At 61.9% G+C, this 17,536-nt stretch carries 12 protein-coding genes and 1 pseudogene; 7 read left to right on the top strand and 6 right to left on the bottom strand.

What is annotated here, in order from left to right; genetic code table 11:
- Positions 1–241: pseudogene (locus HHL24_RS41940) on the top strand (IS481 family transposase); the annotation flags it as partial.
- A 242-nt stretch (positions 242–483) separates the two neighbouring features.
- On the opposite strand, the gene HHL24_RS41935 reads toward HHL24_RS41940, so the two are convergent.
- Positions 484–1,887 carry a methyl-accepting chemotaxis protein gene (locus HHL24_RS41935; RefSeq protein ID WP_169491132.1) on the bottom strand — a complete coding sequence of 468 codons (1,404 nt, stop codon included), beginning with the start codon at positions 1,885–1,887 and terminating at the stop codon, positions 484–486.
- Between the two features lie 680 nt (positions 1,888–2,567).
- On the opposite strand from HHL24_RS41935, the gene HHL24_RS41930 reads away from it, so the two are divergent.
- Both HHL24_RS41930 and HHL24_RS41925 read left to right on the top strand, forming a co-directional pair.
- Positions 2,568–3,974 carry a selenium-binding protein SBP56-related protein gene (locus tag HHL24_RS41930; RefSeq protein ID WP_169491131.1) on the top strand — a complete coding sequence of 469 codons (1,407 nt, stop codon included), beginning with the start codon at positions 2,568–2,570 and terminating at the stop codon, positions 3,972–3,974.
- Complete coding sequence (locus HHL24_RS41925; protein WP_169491130.1) at positions 3,971–4,657, top strand: hypothetical protein; 687 nt, start codon at positions 3,971–3,973, stop codon at positions 4,655–4,657. Before HHL24_RS41930 ends, HHL24_RS41925 begins: the two co-directional genes overlap by 4 nt.
- Positions 4,658–4,706: 49 nt before the next feature.
- Here HHL24_RS41925 and HHL24_RS41920 read toward each other — a convergent pair whose 3' ends face one another.
- A complete protein-coding gene (locus HHL24_RS41920) occupies positions 4,707–5,696 on the bottom strand; it encodes an alpha/beta fold hydrolase (protein ID WP_169491129.1) in 990 nt (329 codons plus the stop codon).
- A gap of 227 nt (positions 5,697–5,923) precedes the next feature.
- Entirely contained in the window at positions 5,924–7,414 is a 1,491-nt protein-coding gene (locus HHL24_RS41915; protein WP_169491128.1) for a flavin-containing monooxygenase, read from the bottom strand.
- A gap of 146 nt (positions 7,415–7,560) precedes the next feature.
- Between HHL24_RS41915 and HHL24_RS41910 the strand changes: the two genes are divergently transcribed.
- Positions 7,561–8,250: a TetR family transcriptional regulator gene (locus tag HHL24_RS41910; protein ID WP_169491127.1), complete on the top strand. Its 690-nt coding sequence runs from the start codon at positions 7,561–7,563 to the stop codon at positions 8,248–8,250.
- Positions 8,251–8,353: 103 nt separating this feature from the next.
- Here HHL24_RS41910 and HHL24_RS41905 read toward each other — a convergent pair whose 3' ends face one another.
- The 3 genes from HHL24_RS41905 to HHL24_RS41895 all read right to left on the bottom strand — a co-directional run bounded on the left by HHL24_RS41905 (position 8,354) and on the right by HHL24_RS41895 (position 11,368).
- Positions 8,354–9,538 carry a tetratricopeptide repeat protein gene (locus tag HHL24_RS41905; protein ID WP_169491126.1) on the bottom strand — a complete coding sequence of 395 codons (1,185 nt, stop codon included), beginning with the start codon at positions 9,536–9,538 and terminating at the stop codon, positions 8,354–8,356.
- A 115-nt stretch (positions 9,539–9,653) separates the two neighbouring features.
- A complete protein-coding gene (locus HHL24_RS41900; RefSeq protein ID WP_169491125.1) occupies positions 9,654–10,334 on the bottom strand; it encodes a PspA/IM30 family protein in 681 nt (226 codons plus the stop codon).
- Positions 10,335–10,753: 419 nt separating this feature from the next.
- Positions 10,754–11,368 carry a hypothetical protein gene (locus HHL24_RS41895; RefSeq protein WP_169491124.1) on the bottom strand — a complete coding sequence of 205 codons (615 nt, stop codon included), beginning with the start codon at positions 11,366–11,368 and terminating at the stop codon, positions 10,754–10,756.
- Between the two features lie 497 nt (positions 11,369–11,865).
- Between HHL24_RS41895 and HHL24_RS41890 the strand changes: the two genes are divergently transcribed.
- The 3 genes from HHL24_RS41890 to HHL24_RS41880 form a co-directional block, all read left to right on the top strand.
- A complete protein-coding gene (locus tag HHL24_RS41890; RefSeq protein WP_169491123.1) occupies positions 11,866–14,367 on the top strand; it encodes a penicillin-binding protein 1A in 2,502 nt (833 codons plus the stop codon).
- A 419-nt stretch (positions 14,368–14,786) separates the two neighbouring features.
- Positions 14,787–15,665: a lipid A biosynthesis lauroyl acyltransferase gene (locus HHL24_RS41885; RefSeq protein WP_169491122.1), complete on the top strand. Its 879-nt coding sequence runs from the start codon at positions 14,787–14,789 to the stop codon at positions 15,663–15,665.
- Between the two features lie 548 nt (positions 15,666–16,213).
- Positions 16,214–17,536, top strand: a 1,323-nt coding sequence (locus HHL24_RS41880; protein WP_169491121.1) for an OTU domain-containing protein, incomplete at its 3' end; no start/stop codon positions are given.

The raw sequence follows: 17,536 nt of genomic DNA, 5'->3' as shown, positions 1-17,536 counted from the left end.
GCCCAGTCCCCGGGCCTATCCATCGATCCTGCAGGAGCCGGAGTACGGACCTGGCGACGTGGTGCTGCGGGTCAAGGCAAATGGCCAGTTACGCTTTGAGGGACGGCACCTGAAGGTCTCCAAGGCACTCTATGGATTGCCAGTCGCGGCTCGCGCAAAGCCGGGAGAAGACGGCGTATTTGAATTCTGGTTTGCCCATCATCGCATCCTCACCCTTGACCTGAGGAGCGAAAATCACTGACCATAAAGTGTCAATGATGTCCCCGCACGTATGTCAATCATGTCCCCGGTCTATACACGGCGGCAAAGAGAAGTAAGTGCCTGCCCCGCACAGGGGCGACACTAATAGACCAATAACAATTCAAGGAAAGGCCAACGCCCCAGGCGCACAGACAAGAAGCGCTGCGCAGCAAAACAAATCAAAGCAAGCCCCACCACCCCAGGCAAACAAACAAAACAAGCGCCGCGCAGGCAAACTCCCCCTCAAACCTTATACCCAATCCGAACCCCACCCCAATGCCGCCCGGCAACAAACACGGGCGCCGACGCATCCTTCATCAAAACAAACTGCCCGCCTCCCATATCGCGGCGATACGTCTGCAACAAAAATTTCTTAACATGCGAAGCAGCCGCAATCCCAGTCCGATCATCAAACATCCGTCGATTTCGGCAATTCGCCATATTCCAGGCCACGTCATCGCGCTGCGGTAAAGAAAACTTCAGGTTGTGGGTCGGCAGATAACCCCGCGCATCGACGGCGGCGCAAAACGCCACGCGTGGATCGAGTCCGAGCAAAGGCTCCTGAATCGCCGGCAAAACCCGGTCCGTAAAAGCAGTGAACCGGGTAACGAACTGAGCTGGGTTGCTGCCGGCAACGGGGACATAGTGCTGATCGAACAGGTCCTCAATCGAAACGTCGCCCCGAGCGACAGCCGTTTCGAATACTTTGCTCACCGCTGCCGCGGCCCGCTGCACGGCTTCGATAAACCGCGTATCCGTCGTCTCTACCCCCGTTGCCGCGGTCAACTCGATCAACGTCTCGGACACGCCGAGCAAATTCCCCAGCCGGTCCTTCGCCTGGACGAAGTTCTCGCTCGAATCTTCGACGCCGCTCGCCATCTCCAGCACCTGCGCCTCAAGCCCGTTGCACTGCGTTTCGATTTCGCCGGTCAAGGCGGCGATCTGTCCAGCCTCGTCGTTGAGTTGCGTAATCGCATCACCCGTCGCGTGCACGACGTCGCCGATCTTGCGCGTGCCTTCCCGTACCCTGTGCGCCCGAGCGGTATTCACTGAACCTTCGCTGATCAACTGTTCGGTCTGCTCAGTGAGTTGCGCCAGCGTCTTCTCGATCTGGCCGGTCGCCTGCGCGGTCTTCGCCGACAGGTTCTTCACCTCGGCGGCTACCACCGCGAAACTTTTGCCGGAGTCGCCGGCGCGCGCGGCTTCGATCGCCGCGTTCAGCGCCAGCAAATGCGTCTGGCGAGCGATCAGCGAAATCTCCTCGGAGACGCGGCTTACATGCGCTAACGCGCTGCGCAGCGCGCCGATCTGGCTCTCGATCACCGTCACGCCTTCCACCAACCCGTGGATGTCGGCGAGCGACGCCTCCAGCGTCTGCTGCGACTCCTGCACACCGGTTGCGGCTTCAGCCGACACGCTGCGCATTTCGCGCGCAGCGACGGCGATGCGGTGGTTGCCCGCCAGCGTCACCGCAGCAGATTCGCGCAGCGCGCGGCAGACCTGCGCCTGGTGCTGCACGCGTGCGGCAACTTCGTCGACGTGGCCCGATACGTCGCAGATCTCAATGCCCAGTTTGCCGGCGTGCGCGGCAATATCGCCGACCACCGTCTGCGAACGGGCAGCCCGGCGGAAGCTGAAACGCGTCATGGTCGTGTCTCCTTGATGGCGCGGTTAGCAGAGTCAACTAGCACGCTCATCCAGCACGGATGCCGCGTCTTCTCGACGTATTGACGGCAAACTCGCAAACAACTTGATACGGGGTATCCCGAGGTCGTTATGATGTGGGATTCGGCAGGGCGCTGGCACAGCCCGGTGCGCGGCACGCGTGCGACGACCAGCTCTGGCCGGCACGGCCCTGAAAATGGCTGTGTCGGCCATTTCTCGCAGCCCTCCCTCTCACCAGCGGACCATGATCGACTCCTTCGCGCGCGTTTCAGGCTGGCAGCAACTCTCTCACCTGTGGGAGCTGATCGTGATGCTCTGCAAATTTCTTTGGGCCCTGCTGCGTTTGCTCGGCGGCGGTTGAAGCTTGCCGTGAACCGCGCTCGATGAATGGCTGCTTACCCGTGATGCTTTGGACTGGAGTCGGTCGAAGCAGCCGGTCGATACCGACGTGTTGCCGCTCCCATGCAGAATGTTCTGAGAAGCGCATAATCCTGATTGAATTGCACTTCCTTCGGTCTCCGGGCGCGCCGCAAGCGGCGCGCCCCGTACTTGCAACGTTGGCAGACTCATCAGAATTTTTAATCTGAAAACAACGCCCGGTAAGGTTAATGAATATTCGGATGTCCTGCACTCCGAACCACATTACCAAGGAGAGCACTATCATGGGAATGCGCCCAGATCCTACGTTCCACGCATCGCCGAAACTCGCGATGGATGCGCCAGCGGAAGACTTCGCCTACACGTTGCTGCTCAGCCCCGATTTCTCGCAGCCCGACGCGCTCGCCGTAATCGACGTGAAGCCCGGCTCGCCGACCTACAGCCAGGTGGTTCACACGGTGCCGGTGCCGAACAAGGGGGACGAATTCCACCACTTCGGGTGGAATGCCTGCTCATCGTCACTGTCGCCGCTGACCGGCCACGCCTTCCTCGAACGGCGCTATCTGATCATTCCGGGGATGCGCTCCTCGCGCATCTACATCGTGGACACCAAGCCCCACCCGACCCAGGCGCGAATTCACAAGATCATCGAGCCTGAGGAAATCTTCCGCAAGACAGGCTATTCGCGTCCGCACACGGTCCATTGCGGGCCCGAAGGAATCTACGTCAGCACGCTCGGTGGCGGTGGGACGGATGGGACAGACGGCCCCCCGGGCATCTTCATCATGGACTGCGAGACGTTCGATGTCCTCGGCCGCTGGGAGATCGACCGCGGGCCGCAGGAGAAACACTACGATTTCTGGTGGAACCTGCCGCGTGACTACATGGTGTCGAGCGAGTGGGCGTTGCCGCCGCAATTCGAGAACGGGATCGTCCCTGAAGACCTTCTGTCGAACAAGTACGGGCACCACATCCACTTCTGGGATCTGCGGGCGAGGCGCAATGTACAGACGATCGACCTCGGCGCGAACCACCAGATGGGGCTCGAAGTGCGGCCTGCGCACGATCCCAGCCGGGAGTACGGCTTTATCGGCGTCGTGGTCGACACGACGAACCTTGAAGGATCGATCTGGACCTGGTGGCGGGAGGGCGGGAAGTTCCACATCGAGAAGACCGCGACCATCCCGCCCGAGCCCGCAGCCACGGAACTGCTTCCACCGTTGCTTCAGGGATTCGGTGCGGTGCCGCCGCTCGTCACCGACATCGATCTCTCCATCGACGACAAATTCCTGTACGTCGCCTGTTGGGGAACCGGCGAGATGCGCCAGTACGACGTGACGGAACCCCGGAAACCGAAGCTCACAGGATCGGTCCACATTGGCGGGATCGTACGGCGCACGCCCCATCCGAACGGTAAAACCTTTGCGGGTGGTCCGCAGATGGTCGAGATCAGCCGCGACGGGAAGCGGGTCTACTGGACCAACTCGCTCTACTCGACGTGGGACAACCAGTTCTACCCGGACGGCGTGCCGGCGGCACAGGTCATGGCCCGGGCTGAACCTGGCGGCGGCCTCGCGCTGGCCGACGACTACTGGGTAGACTTTCCCGACGGATACCGGGCTCACCAGATCCGGCTCGAAGGCGGCGACTGCTCGACGGATTCGTTCTGCTACCCATCGGTGGGGATTTGATCGGGGGCGGCTGGCCGCAGACCGGCCTTTGGTTAGCCGTCGCGGCGAGTGGTCTTTATCACGGACTCAACCCGGCAATGGGATGGCCGCTCGCCGTTTCGAGCGGGCTGATGGACAGACGTGCACGGGCGCTCTTCTCCGCGCTCTTATACCTTGCGGCGGGGCACGTGTTGGCAATGTTCGTGGTGATGGTGCCCTTCGCCATGCTTGCGATCCTGCTCGCCTGGCAGCGCGAGATCCAGATCGGCGCGAGTGTGCTCGTTATCGGCTTTGGTATCTTCCTTCTGATCTGGCGCCGCCATCCGCGTGTACTCGCGCGGATTCCACCGTCGCGGCTCGCGCTCTGGTCCTTCGCCGTGGCCATCGCACACGGCGCAGGACTGATGCTTGTACCGATCTACCTCGGCCTTTGCCGGTCCTACGACATGGATCAAGGGCATCAGGCCGCGCGGGCCCTGATCGACGCCAATCTGGGCATGGCGCTGCTTGTCTCCGGCGTCCATGCCACTGCCATGATCGTGGTCGGCGGACTGCTGGCCTGGTTGGTCTACCGCTACCTCGGGCTGAAGTTCGTGTCACGGAGCTGGTTCAATCTGGACGCAGTCTGGGCATCGAGCCTCATCCTGGTGGGCACGCTCTCCTTGGCGTTCAATACCGCGATACTAGGCGGCGAGGGGCGATAGCCGTTGGCTTGCGGCGCCACACGGCATCGCGCGCTGGGCCCTGCATAAATCAACGGGAGACGCGCTCCGCGCCTTCGGTTACCGGAGCCGTCGCGGCGTTCGCGCTGAGAAACGCGCGCAGATCGGTCATCACGCGCTCGGGCGCTTCTTCCATCGGAATGTGACCGAGTCCCGGGTACATCACCGATTTCGCGCCCGGAATACGGCTCGCAAATTCGGCCGCATGCGAAGTCGGGATCCAGCGGTCCTTCGCCCCCCACAAGACCAGCGACGGCACCTTCAGCGTCTTCAGGACGTCGGTATCGACGTCCTTGAAGTCGAGCGTCGGCACCATCTTGCCGATCGCAGTGCGCGTGCCTTCGCCGTGGAAGAATTCGATGTAACGCCGCAGCGTTATCGCATCGAGCTTGCGCGGATCGCCATACACGTTGCGTACCGCGCTCTTGATAATGATTTCGGGCAGCCACCACGGCGAACTGATCCGCACCAGCGCGCTATTGAAGAGGCCGATGTAAATCGGCAGCTTCATCGGAAAGCCGGCTGAGTCGATCAGTACGAGCTTATCGACGGCTTCGCGATGACGTACCGCGTAATCCCACGAAATCAGACCGCCGAGCGAGTTGCCGATCAGCGTCGCGCGCGAGATGCCGAGTGCCTGCATGAACGTGTCGATGAAACGCCGGTAAGTTGGCAGGTTCATCGTTTCGATTTCGCCAGCGCTCGAACGCAGCGGTCCGGTCACGCCGAATGGCGGCAGATCGAGGCGGATCACGCGATGCTCGCGCTTGAGTTCGTCCGCGACGCGATTCCACGTATGCAACGAAGAGGCAAAACCATGGATCATCACGATCGTGTCGCCGCTGCCTTCATCGACGTAGTGCACGTCGGCGCCCATGATCTTGACGAACTTCGAACCGCTTTGTGTGTAGCGCCGCTGCAATTCGGCGCGCGGCACGCTGGTGATGCCGAGGCGCGCGGCGAGCGAGCGGGGCGGCAGTGCAGCTGTTGATGCGGGCGTTGCGGAGTCGATGCTTGCCATGGTTGTTGTCTCCCTTTAGTTCGAGTTAGATCGTCTCTGCCTCTGCCTCTGCCTCTGCCTCTCCTCTCCTCTCCTCTCCTCTCCTCTGCGATGGCGATGGCGATGGCGATGGCGACTGCGGCAGCGACTGCGACTGCGACCGCGACGGCATCAGCATCAGCATCTGAGAGTTTGTCTCCCCCTCCGCCTGCGCCTCGCGAGCAGCCCCTCAGCCGTCGCATGCCGCTTCAAGGCGCAAAGCGATAATCGTTCGGACGCGCACGCCGCGTGCGTTTGCGAAAGCTGAATGTGAAGCCCGGCCACAACGCTGTGACTTTGCCGCTCTTCGTCTGATACCAGCTGTGGCAACCGCTGACCCACACCGAGTGCTGCATCTGCTTCTGCAGACGCTCATTGAAATCGCGTTGGACGTCCGGCCGCAGGGTCATCGTGCGAGCCTTGCGCCGGCGCAATATGCGCAGGCAATCGGCGATGTACTGCACTTGCGACTCGATCATGTAGATGATCGAGTTGTGCCCGAGCCCGGTGTTCGGGCCAACGATCATGAAGAAGTTCGGAAAGTTGGCGACACTGGTGCCGAGGTAGGCCTCCGGCCCATCGCGCAGCCACATCGCGCCGAGATCGGCGCCGCCGAGGCCGGTCACATCGAATGGCGCGCCCACGTCGTTGACCTGAAAGCCCGTGCCGCAGATGATCGCGTCGGCGTGGTGATGCGCGCCGTCGTCGGTCACGATGCCGTCGGCGACGATTTCGCGGATCCCGGTCGTCACCACGTCGACGTTCGGCTGGCTGAGCGCCGGATAGTAATCGCTCGACAACAACACGCGCTTGCAACCGAGCCGGTAGTTCGGCGTCAGCTTGGCGCGCAGCGCCGGGTCCTTGACGCGCCGCTCCAGATAGCTCAGACCGAACTTCATCGGAAATTTCATCAGTTTCGGATTGACGACGAACGCAATCGCGCGCGATTCGAGCTGCCAGTAGATCGCATTGCGCACGAAGCGCTGCGTGAACGGCAGATGACGAAACAGCCAACGTGCGCGAGCGCCGACCGGCTTGTTTGGCTTGGGCATGATCCACGGCGCGGTGCGCTGGAACAGTTCGAGTTGCGCGACGCGCGGCTGGATCTGCGGCACGAACTGGATCGCGCTGGCGCCGGTGCCGATCACCGCGACGCGCTTGCCTTCGAGCGGGTAGTCGTGGTCCCAGCGCGCCGAATGAAACAGCTTGCCTTCGAAACGGTCGAGCCCCGCGATTTGCGGCATGGCCGGACGCGATAGCGGACCGCTCGCCGCAATCACCGCATCGGCCTCGATGCTTTCGCGCGTGCCGTTCGAATCGATCTCGACTTGCCAGGTCTGCCGCGCTTCGTCGAAACGGGCCGAGGCCACGCGCGCATTGCAGCGCACATAGCGATCGACGCCGTATTTGCGCGCGCAATGCTTGAGGTAAGCGAAGATTTCCGCCTGAGCGCCGAACGCTCGCGACCACGCCGGATTCGGCTCGAACGAAAACGAATACAGATGCGACGGCACATCGCAGGCCGCGCCGGGATAGGTGTTGTCGCGCCACGTGCCGCCAATATCGCCGGCCGCCTCGTAAATCGTGAACGACGTGATACCCATCTGCTGCAGGCGGATCGCCATGCCGATGCCCGCAAACCCGCTGCCGACAATGGCAATGCGTGGCGCGGCGGGTTGGGCAGATGAGGCAGACGTCACGGCGGGTCTCCAGGGGTTGGCAAAATTCGGGTGTCTACATATGTCTACACCAACATAACGCGCAGGGTAGACAACTGTACACTTCGCGTCAAGATCGTTTAGAGTACGACTATTAAACGCACGCGCCGCGCGCTGACTGAAAGCTCATGAACCCCGTACCCGAGGCGGCGCCCGCCGCCGACCATGGCGCTATTGCCGGGCAGGACCTCCCGCCCGGCAAGCGCAAACTGATCGAAGCCGCGTTGCGTCTGACCGCGGGCGGGCGCAGCTTTGCAAGCCTGGGCCTGCGCGAACTGGCGCGCGAGGCAGGGCTGAATCCCAACACGTTCTACCGTCATTTCGACACGCTCGACGACCTGGCGCGCGAGGCGGTCGAATCGGTGAGCCGCCGCTTGCGGCCGATGCTGCGGCGCGAGCGCTGGCTGGCCGCGCACGACGAGCCGCAAAGCGTGCCGCGTCGCGCGTGTGTGGCGTTCTTTGCGTTTGCGTTGGAGAATCGCGAGGCGTTTCTGAGCGCGCTGGCTGAGTATCACGGCACCTCACGGGCGCTGCGTGAAGCGGTGCGGGCGAACCTCCACGAGGTGTCGGCGGAAATGGCGGACGACGTCGTGCAACTGGAACTGATGCCGACGCTCGCCCGCGCAACCGTCGACGAAGTCTGCACGCAGATCGTGCTGCAGCTGTTTCATCTGTCGGCGGAGTACATCGACGGGCATGCCGCGCGCCGGGAAGCGCTGGTCGCCTATGCGGAGCGTTTCATCGTCCGGCTGTTCGCAGGTTCGGTGCTGCTGGCGCAACATGAGCCGGCGAGGGCACCCGCGTTAGTGAGGGCGTAAAGGGAATCGACATAAAAAAACAGGCTCCGTGCAGGAGCCTGTTTTCATTGCGGTTTGATCGATCAGCGTTTGATTGACTGTGTCTCAAGCAGCGCTGTGTTTCTCAGGTATCGCTCCAGCCGCCGGAGTCGTCGTTACTGCCCATGTCGACGCCACCGCCGCTGTTGTCGTTCCAGTCGTTCGAGCCCTGGCCGAAGTCGAGGCCGCCGCCATTGCCACCGTCACCGCCTCGGCGACGCGTTTCATCATCGACAATCACGTCGCGCTCCACGACGCGATCACGCCCGGAATTCAGCGCCTCGCCGAGCAGCACGCCGGTCAGCAAACCGCCCATGCCGCCGCCGAAACCGCCACCACCTTGTTGCACGATGACCTGCGGCTGCTGCTGATACGGTCCTTGCTGCGGATAGGGCGCCTGCGGCGGGTTGCCGAAACGCTCGGCCTCCTGCGCATACGGCGACTGCTGCGTGCCGGCGGCCGGCGCGGCATACGGATCGGGCCGCCCGTCGGCGCGGGCGCGCATGCTGCCGATGCGCTGCTCCAGTTCGTCGAGCTGATACGGCGGCACCGGATTCTTGCTGTTCGACAGCGTTTCGACGAGGCCGCGCAATTGGTCTTCGGTCGATTCGACTTCCTTCTCCAGCGCCTCATGGCCTTGCGCGGTGGAGAGCTTCACGTCGAGCTTCAATGAGCGCACGGCGTTGAGCATCTCGGTCGCGCGTTTGAGTTGCACGCGACGATCGTCGTCGGCGCGCGAATCGTCTTGCGAGCGGGCGCGGCGCAATGTCCAGCGCAACACCAGCGCGATTACACCGATCAGGAGAATGATGCCGACCCACATGCCGATGCCAGGGCCATGCCGTTGCGGCGCTTGCGACACCATCGCCGACTGCTGCTGCACTGCCGGCGAATTCTGCTGCACGAACGGGTTGCCCGCGCGGCTCGTGGTGTTGCCGCCGGCACGTTCCGCGTCCTTGCGGATACGCGCTTCGGTTTGCGCGAAACGGGTCGGGTCGGTGAAGCGGATTTGCGGGTCGAGCGTCTTGGCTTGTTGCACCTGGGCGAGGGCGTCGGCGTAACGGCCTTCGCGATCGAGCACCTGGCTGTACAGGTAGTGCGCGTGCGCATTGTTCGGATGCGCCTGCAGCACTTCGCTCAAACCAGCATCGGCCTGCTGCCAGTTGCCTTGCGACATGGCGGATTCGATCTGCTGGACCGTCGGCACGGCGAACGCCGTGGCCGACACGAACAGCAGTGAGGCGAACGCGCTTGCGAGAAATTTTTTCATTTACGGACCGGGTGCGATGCACCCGTCTCCTTCAGTCGATTCCGGCGGCCGGTATTCCGGTATCCGGCAGACCGGCTGCGCTAGTCATGGCGGCCGGTATTTACTGCTGACGCAATTACTGGGCCGGCGTGTTGATCTGCTTCTTCAACGCTTCGAGACGATCTTCGACGGACGGGCCGTGGCTCAGATCCGCGAGCTTGTCGTCGAGCGCCTTGCCGCTTTTTACGTCGGCCGAATTCAGGCGCGCGTCGGAACGGGCATTCGACAACGCAACCTTGTCTTCCAGCTTCTGAAAATCTTCGGACAGGTTCTTGCCGCCGATACCGCCCAACGCGGTGGCTGCAACGTCTTTGGCCTGAGCGATCTGTTGCTTGGCTTGCAGAATGTTCGAACGTGCGTTCAGATCGTTACGACGGCCACGCATGTCGTCGATCTGGCTCTTCAACTGCGCAACCGACGGCTCCAGCGTGGTCAGTTCCTTGGCCAGCGCGTCGCGCTCGGCTTCGGCCGTGGCTTGCGCGCCGAGGGCTTCGCGCGCGAGCGCTTCGTCGCCGGATTGCAGCGCGCGCTTCGCGCCGTCTTCGTACTTCTTCGCCTTGTCGGCTGCGACATCCCGCTTGCTTTGCTGCGTGGCGACTTGCGCCTGAATCTCGATCAGCGAGTTCTCGGCTTTAGCAATGCTGTCGTCGAGCTCGCGCACAATCTGGCGCGAATCGCGCGACGGGTCTTGCACCGAATCGGCTGCGTCGTTCAGGAGACCTTTAAGCGTGCGCGAAATGCTGTCAAAAAGCGACATGAAAACCTCCAAAGAATGAAATCGGCGCTGAATAATTCCACGCGCTTTAACTGCTTTCAAATGCTACTTTACGCCGCTGCGCGAGAAGCTGCGTAACGTTCGGACCGGAGTTCGGGGCGTACTCGCCGATTGCAATAGCAGCGCCGTAAATTTACGTTTTGAAACTGATTTGCAATCGGCCTCAACGGTTAAAACACGCGGCGGACCATTTAGCCGCTGGCGGATATTACACCACGCATTCTCTTAAAACCGCCTTAAAGGGCGCGATGACACATTAGCCAACTTTGTGCGCGGCGGGTGTCCGCATGGCGAGTGTCCGAGCGGCGGGTGTCGCGGATGTGAATCGCGGGAATCGAGCGTGTGTAACGATATGCAACGCGCCGACTAGCGCGGAGGGGTTTGCCACCACAGCTTCCCGTTCAGGCGAAGCGGCCGCCTTCCGCGCTCGGATCGCTTTGCGGGTCGTCGTCGTCCCGCGTGGCGTCGAGGCGCGGGCGCTTGAGCACGTTACGCAATTGCGCTTCGACGTCGCCCGTTTTTTGCGCCGAGTCCGCAATGGACGCCGCTTTGGCAGCGGCGACGCGCGCCACGGCTTCGGTTGCCGCAGCGGCTTCGATTTGCTCGGCGGTCGCGGTGAGGGCGGCCAATACGCCGGCCGGCAGCAACGGCTCAGGGCTTGCACCCGCGGGGATGCCCAACAGTTCATCCGCATGCGAGGCGGCCGCGCTTTCCGCCGGCGCGGCGGATTCGTTGTTACCGTGAGTTTGCAAGGCCGCCGGCAGCGCCGCCCGCGCGTGGCGCGTGCCGCGCGCGACGCGCTGCAGCGCCGCGTCGAGCGCATCCGGCGCGCGTGGCGCATGCAGCCGGTCGACGATGCTGGCCGCTTTCACCTGCTCGCTGGTCGCGCCGAAGCTCAACACCGCGCGCCGCATCAGTTCGCTGACGCTAATGCCCAGGTTTTCGGCGGTGGCGGCGATCGCGCGTTTCTGCGCGGTCGTGACGAATACGACGATGCGTTCGCTGGGCTTGGTCATGGTCGGCTCGCATACTTGTTGGCATTGGCGGTTCAAGGCGTGTATTTGGCGTACGCCGTCGCGCGCGTCAGTGACGACTCGCGCGCCGAGTCCATCATATGACGAGTTGCACCGATGCGGAACGGGCGCAACGTGAAAATCCCGTGACATCAATGAGTTGTGGCGTTTCCGGCGGGCTTGTCCACAGGCCTTTCAACATTTTCTGTTGATAACCTTGGCGCAGGCCCGCCGGGTGCCCTCTTGACAGTCGCGTTATACGGTAGTGACGCAGCGCGAAGGGAATTCTTACAAAAAAACTGTCTTGGGCGTTGCTTGATTTCTTTAAAATGCGCTGTTACGTTGCGCCGGACGCTGTCTCAGGCGTGCCGTGTGGCTGCCCGGGGGCATAGGGCCGCACGGTGTTTAACGCCTCAAGCCACGCTGCTCGACCCACGATCCATGCACGCGCCAGGAGCGTGTGCAGAAAGGCGTTCAGTCACGCGCCCACTATTCCAGTCATGCCAATCATCAAACGACCGCATTCTTCAAATTCTCCGGCTGGTGAAGACCGGGACACCTACCACCGCACTCCAGGACGCAATGCTGCTTCGCGCGATGCAGAGGCCGGCCGTCGTTCGATCGGCGCGTCGATCGCCATCTGGTTTGTCGGTCTGCTGGCAACGATCGCCGTGGTGGGCGCGCTGATCGTTGGTTACGCCCTGGTGGTGATGGGACCGCAACTGCCGTCGCTCGATGCGTTGACCGACTATCGCCCGAAAGTGCCGTTGCGGGTGTACACCGCTGATCACGTGCTGATCGGCGAATTCGGCGAAGAGCGGCGCAGCATTGTGCGTTTCCAGGACATTCCGGATCAGATGAAGAAGGCCGTGCTCGCGATCGAAGACTATCGCTTCTACGAGCACGGCGGCGTCGACTTCGTCGGCATTCTGCGCGCTGGTGTTTCCGACCTGATGCACGGCGGCGCCTCCCAAGGCGCGAGCACGATCACGATGCAGGTGGCGCGCAACTTCTTCCTGTCGAGCGAGAAGACCTACACGCGCAAGATTTACGAAATGATGCTGGCGTACAAAATCGAGCGCGCGCTGACCAAGGATCAGATCCTCGAGGTCTACATGAACCAGATTTATCTGGGCGAGCGCTCGTACGGTTTTGCCGCGGCCGCACGCGTGTATTTCGGTAAGGATCTGAAAGACATCACGCTGGCTGAAGCCGCGATGCTGGCGGGCTTGCCGAAGGCGCCGTCCGCGTATAACCCGGTGGTCAACCCGAAGCGCGCGAAGATCCGTCAGGAATACATTCTGAAGCGCATGCTCGAGCTGAAATACATCAGCCAGGACCAGTACGACCAGGCCGTCAAGGAAGAGATTCACACCAAGAATCCGGGCAACGAATACAGCGTGCATGCTGAGTACATCGCCGAAATGGTTCGCCAGATGATGTACGCGCAGTACAAGGACGAAACCTATACGCGCGGCCTGAACGTCACCACCACGATCGATTCCGCCGACCAGGACGCCGCCTATCGCGCGGTGCGCAAGGGCGTGATGGATTACGAACGGCGCCACGGTTATCGCGGACCGGAAGGCTTCGTGCAACTGCCCGCACCGGGCGACGACCGCGATCAGACGATCGACGACGCGCTCACCGATCACCCCGACAATGGCGAAATCATCGCTGCCGTGGTGACGGACGCGAATCCGAAGCAGGTGAAGGCGCAACTGGTCGACGGTACCGAAGTGACGATCAGCGGCGACGGCCTGCGCTTTGCAGCCGGCGCGCTGAGCGCGCGCGCCGCGGCTGCCACGAAGATCAAGCCGGGCTCGATCGTGCGCCTCGTCGCCGACGACAACGGCAACTGGCAGATCACGCAGCTTCCGCAAGTGGAAGGCGCACTGGTTTCGCTCACACCGCAGGACGGCGCGATTCGCGCGCTGGTGGGCGGCTTCGACTTCAATAAGAACAAGTTCAACCACATCACGCAGGCGTGGCGTCAGCCGGGTTCGAGCTTCAAGCCGTTTATCTATTCGGCGGCGCTCGACAAGGGCATTGGACCGGCCACGATCATCAATGACGCGCCGCTGTACTTCCCGCCGAGCACGCCGGGCGGTGACGCGTGGGAGCCGAAGGACGACGACCAGCCGGACGGTCCGATGCCGATGCGCCTTGCTTTGCAGAAGTCGAAGAACCTGGTGTCGATCCGCATCCTGTCGTTCATCGGCACCAAGTACGCGCAAGATTTTGTCACGCAGCGGTTTGGTTTCGACGCCGACAAGACCCCGCCGTATCTGCCGATGGCGCTTGGCGCCGGCCTCGTCACGCCGCTGCAGTCGGCGGGCGCATATTCGGTGTTCGCGAACGGTGGCTACCGCATCAATCCGTATCTGATTAACGAAGTCACTGACGCGCGCGGCGAGCCGCTCTCGAAAGCACAACCGCTGACGGCGGGCAAGGATGCGCCGCGTACGCTCGAACCGCGTAACGCGTACATCATGAACAGCCTGCTGCACTCGGTGGCCACCGCGGGTACGGGTGCGGGCACCAACGTGCTGCATCGTTCGGACTTGCAGGGCAAGACGGGTACGACCAACGACGCGAAGGACGGCTGGTTCGCCGGTTATCAGCAATCGCTGGTGGCGGTGGCGTGGATGGGCTACGACCAGCCGAAGAGCCTCGGTAGCCGCGAGTTCGGTGCACAGCTCGCGTTACCGATCTGGGTCGAGTACATGCAGCGCGCACTGCGCGGTGTGCCACAAGGCGAGCCGGCGCAGCCGGACGGCGTGACCTCGGTCGACGGCGAACTGTTCTACACGGACGTTACGCCGGGCAACGGTTTCGTGGCCAGCATCGGTCTGGATTCGGCGAATCCGACCGCCGGAGTGAGCGATGCAGTTGGCGGCGTGGGACCGGCGGGTATGACGCCACCGGCCGTGCCGCCGCCGAACGTCTCGTCGAATGAAAAGAAGCAGATCATGGATCTGTTCGAGACGAACAAGCCTTGATGTCCCCCAATCTCCCAAGGGGATTTCCTTCGGGAGGCGTCTATGGGCGTAGCGAGCGTGTGCGGCCTGCCTGGGCCGCATACGCAAGTTTTTGAAAGGGCAGGGAAATCGCTGCCGGACGCGGACTTCGTGACGCTACTCGGGCGGGCCTCTCTCTCGCAGATTTTGTGCCTGCCGTCCGCGGTGTGTTTTAATCACGCCTGCCGTGTCTCAATATTGGGTCCAATACGGACGCTCGATTCCTAAGCGGTTTCGGCCTCCAGCACTGCTGCGTCTCGCCGCGAACGAGGCGTCCATCTTCGAAAGTCGCGCCGCGCGAGCCCCGTTTTGACGCGCGCGCATGCCACTTCGCCCGTGGGCAACTGCAAGGTTACCGCGGCGGCGTGTTTGTCACACAGTACCCACCGGGTCTTTGCCGCGTGAAAAGTCGAATACTCATCTGTCTGATGACAGGTCTGCTGCGTGCGTTTGCTTTCCTGCCGTACGGCGTTGTCGCGCGTATCGGCACGGGCATCGGTGCGTTGCTGTACCGGATTCCGAGCACGCGCCGGCGTGTGGTGCACACCAATCTGAAGCTGTGTTTCCCCGACATGAGCGACGAGGCGCGTGAACGCCTCGCGCGCGCGCATTTCTGTCATGTGATCCGCAGTTATGTCGAGCGCGGCCCGCAATGGTTCGGCAATGCGCAGGCGCTGGCGCGCCTTGTCGAAGTGGAGAGTGCGATCGACCTCGCCGACATGCAAGGCCAGCCGACGATTTTTGTCGGCTTCCATTTTGTCGGTATCGAGGCGGGCTGCATGATGTATTCGACGCGGCACCCGGTTGCATCGCTGTACACGCCGATGTCAAACCTCATGCTCGACGCGATGGCCAAGCGGCAGCGCGGGCGCTTTGGCACGGAGATGATTCCGCGTAGCGATAGCGTGCGGCGGGCTTTGCGTGTCTTGCGCGACGGGAAGCCGGTCATGCTGGCTGCCGATATGGATTTTGGGTTGCGGGATTCGGTGTTTGTGCCGTTTTTTGGCGTGCCGGCTTGCACGTTGACTTCTGTTTCGCGGATGGCTCGCGCGGGGAACGCGCGGGTGGTGCCGTTTGTGACTGAGGTATTGCCGGACTATCGTGGTTATAAGCTGACCATCTTCGATGCGCTAAGCGATTTTCCTTCTGATGATGTCTCTGTCGATGCGCGGCGGATTACCGAGTTTCTTGAGACGCAAGTGCGACGGATTCCTGATCAATATTATTGGGTGCATAAGCGGTTCAAGAATCGGCCGGTGGGGGAGGCTGGGGTTTATTGAAGGTGGTTTTTGCCGCGTCGGACTGCCTTTTAGGTTTTGTGCCTGCGCGGGTATGAGAAAAATATCTATGCCCGGCTTCGTTGCGCGCTCAAGCACTTGCGCTCGTTGTCCAGGTGTTATCAACAGGCATCTCCACACAAACTGTGGATAAGCCGGCGTCCCGTAAGTCCAATTTGCCGCTTCGGGCTGTGCGCGACGTGACATCGCGTCTCAGCAGCGGCAAGGCCACCGTCTCATGACGGAATTGTCATGCAGCCATCATGTAGATGGTCGATTGCACTGGCTATATTGAAATTCATATCCACTCATCTTCGACGATGTCGAGGGTTCAGTGCGACCCATGCGAAGCACCGGCAGGTGCGTCTTCGCCAACGTGCGGTTACCTGGTGTGAGCCGGCAATCGCTTGTGCAGATTTTTCCAGATAGAACCGCGTCCCTTGTGACTGGCGTCGCCACGTAGTGATGATCTGCTGCCAGAAACGGCGCGCGTCACGACCTGGCAACGCACGGTTCTGCTCAAAGACAACTGTCCGATTCCGAGGCGGCTTATGCACACCTACGCAGAGAACGATTCCGCAACCAGAAATCAGCGACGCCGGCACGATGACGTTGTCGAGCAACCCGATATTGCGGAATCGAGGTGGATCGACCAGGTAGAGCGCGTCGGCCGCAATGGTGAATGGGATTTTGAGCTGGCGGATTCAATGCCCTTTCTGGTTTCCGAACTTCCTTGCTGGAAGGCGGGCCGGCTGGCACTTCACGTCTGGAACGGTCGGCACCATGAGTCTTTTGGTGCATCGGAATACAGCGCTAACGACGTATGTATCGAGGTGGAGGAAGAGCACTACTGGGCGCTGATCAATGGCGAAAGAGTCTGGGTTCGACCTGACGGAAACTGTTTCTTCAACGCCATCTGGAAGGCCCTGCAAGCGTGCGGGGATGTGGATGCGGTCAAGCGGATTTTCCGGGGACGCGTGCCTGCAAATGAACAGGAGGCCGCCGATTACTTCCGTCGCGAGATCCGGGACTACGCACTCGGTCGTCCGGAACTCGAGGCGATATTGCTGGGTGACGATGCTCGTTCAGACGCGCAACGGAGTCGGCCGCAAAACCGCTGCGAGGCGCGCGAGCCGCTCTGCAATCCGGAGCGTGAATCGCGCAGCGCGCGCGATGCCGCGATGGAAATCGACGCTGGCGCAATACCTGAACATGTCAGGGGGCTCCCGGAATTCCAGGGAGAGGTCGGCGAAACGGACACGGATGAGTTCCTTGATGCCTCGGATACCGCCGACTGGCTGGTGCAACCGGAGCAGCGAGACAAGCCTGCGTTTGAACCACAACGTGAACCACAACGGGCCGGCTCGAATAAAACGTCCCGCCGGCAGAAACGGGTCCGGCGGCTCACCCCCTTCGCCAATCCGTATCGCAGTGCTCCAGGCACTGACCAGGCGACGTCAGAAGGTGGCTTCTTCCATGCAGCCGCGCAGCTTGCCAAGCGGGCGGGCGAGCAGGTAGGCGACACGGTTGTGACCAGTCGCGTCTACAGGAAGGGGCAGGAGATATCGCACGCGCTAGGCGCCGATGACGTATTGAAAGCCCTGTCTCCGGTTCTCATTCCCGATAGTTTCGAGGACGCTGCCTGCGATGCAGACTGGCTGCCTCACACCCGACAGGATGCGGGGCTGGCCGAATCGGACCGGGATGAAATGGCGGCGTTGCTCCGCACGCCGACAAGAGTCAAATGGGATACGCCGCTCGTTGAATACCGTCCCATTGCGCATGCCTGCCACACCGAATTCCAGCGGGTGCTTTTTTCAGCCGGATCCCAGACCAGTGGATGGCTTGCCTACAGCGGATTATTGACATGTGGG

Origin of the sequence: Paraburkholderia polaris, assembly GCF_012927345.1 — a bacterium.
GTDB lineage: Bacteria > Pseudomonadota > Gammaproteobacteria > Burkholderiales > Burkholderiaceae > Paraburkholderia > Paraburkholderia polaris.
Note: the sequence above shows the minus strand (reverse complement) of the source record. Positions and strands in the feature narration are given on the sequence as shown.

Coding starts and splice junctions, on each gene's coding strand:
- HHL24_RS41935 (WP_169491132.1), bottom strand. CDS start 1,887: ATGACGCGTTTCAGCTTCCGCCGGGCTGCCCGTTCGCAGACGGTGGTC.
- HHL24_RS41930 (WP_169491131.1), top strand. CDS start 2,568: ATGGGAATGCGCCCAGATCCTACGTTCCACGCATCGCCGAAACTCGCG.
- HHL24_RS41920 (WP_169491129.1), bottom strand. CDS start 5,696: ATGGCAAGCATCGACTCCGCAACGCCCGCATCAACAGCTGCACTGCCG.
- HHL24_RS41910 (WP_169491127.1), top strand. CDS start 7,561: ATGAACCCCGTACCCGAGGCGGCGCCCGCCGCCGACCATGGCGCTATT.
- HHL24_RS41905 (WP_169491126.1), bottom strand. CDS start 9,538: ATGAAAAAATTTCTCGCAAGCGCGTTCGCCTCACTGCTGTTCGTGTCG.
- HHL24_RS41900 (WP_169491125.1), bottom strand. CDS start 10,334: ATGTCGCTTTTTGACAGCATTTCGCGCACGCTTAAAGGTCTCCTGAAC.
- HHL24_RS41895 (WP_169491124.1), bottom strand. CDS start 11,368: ATGACCAAGCCCAGCGAACGCATCGTCGTATTCGTCACGACCGCGCAG.
- HHL24_RS41890 (WP_169491123.1), top strand. CDS start 11,866: ATGCCAATCATCAAACGACCGCATTCTTCAAATTCTCCGGCTGGTGAA.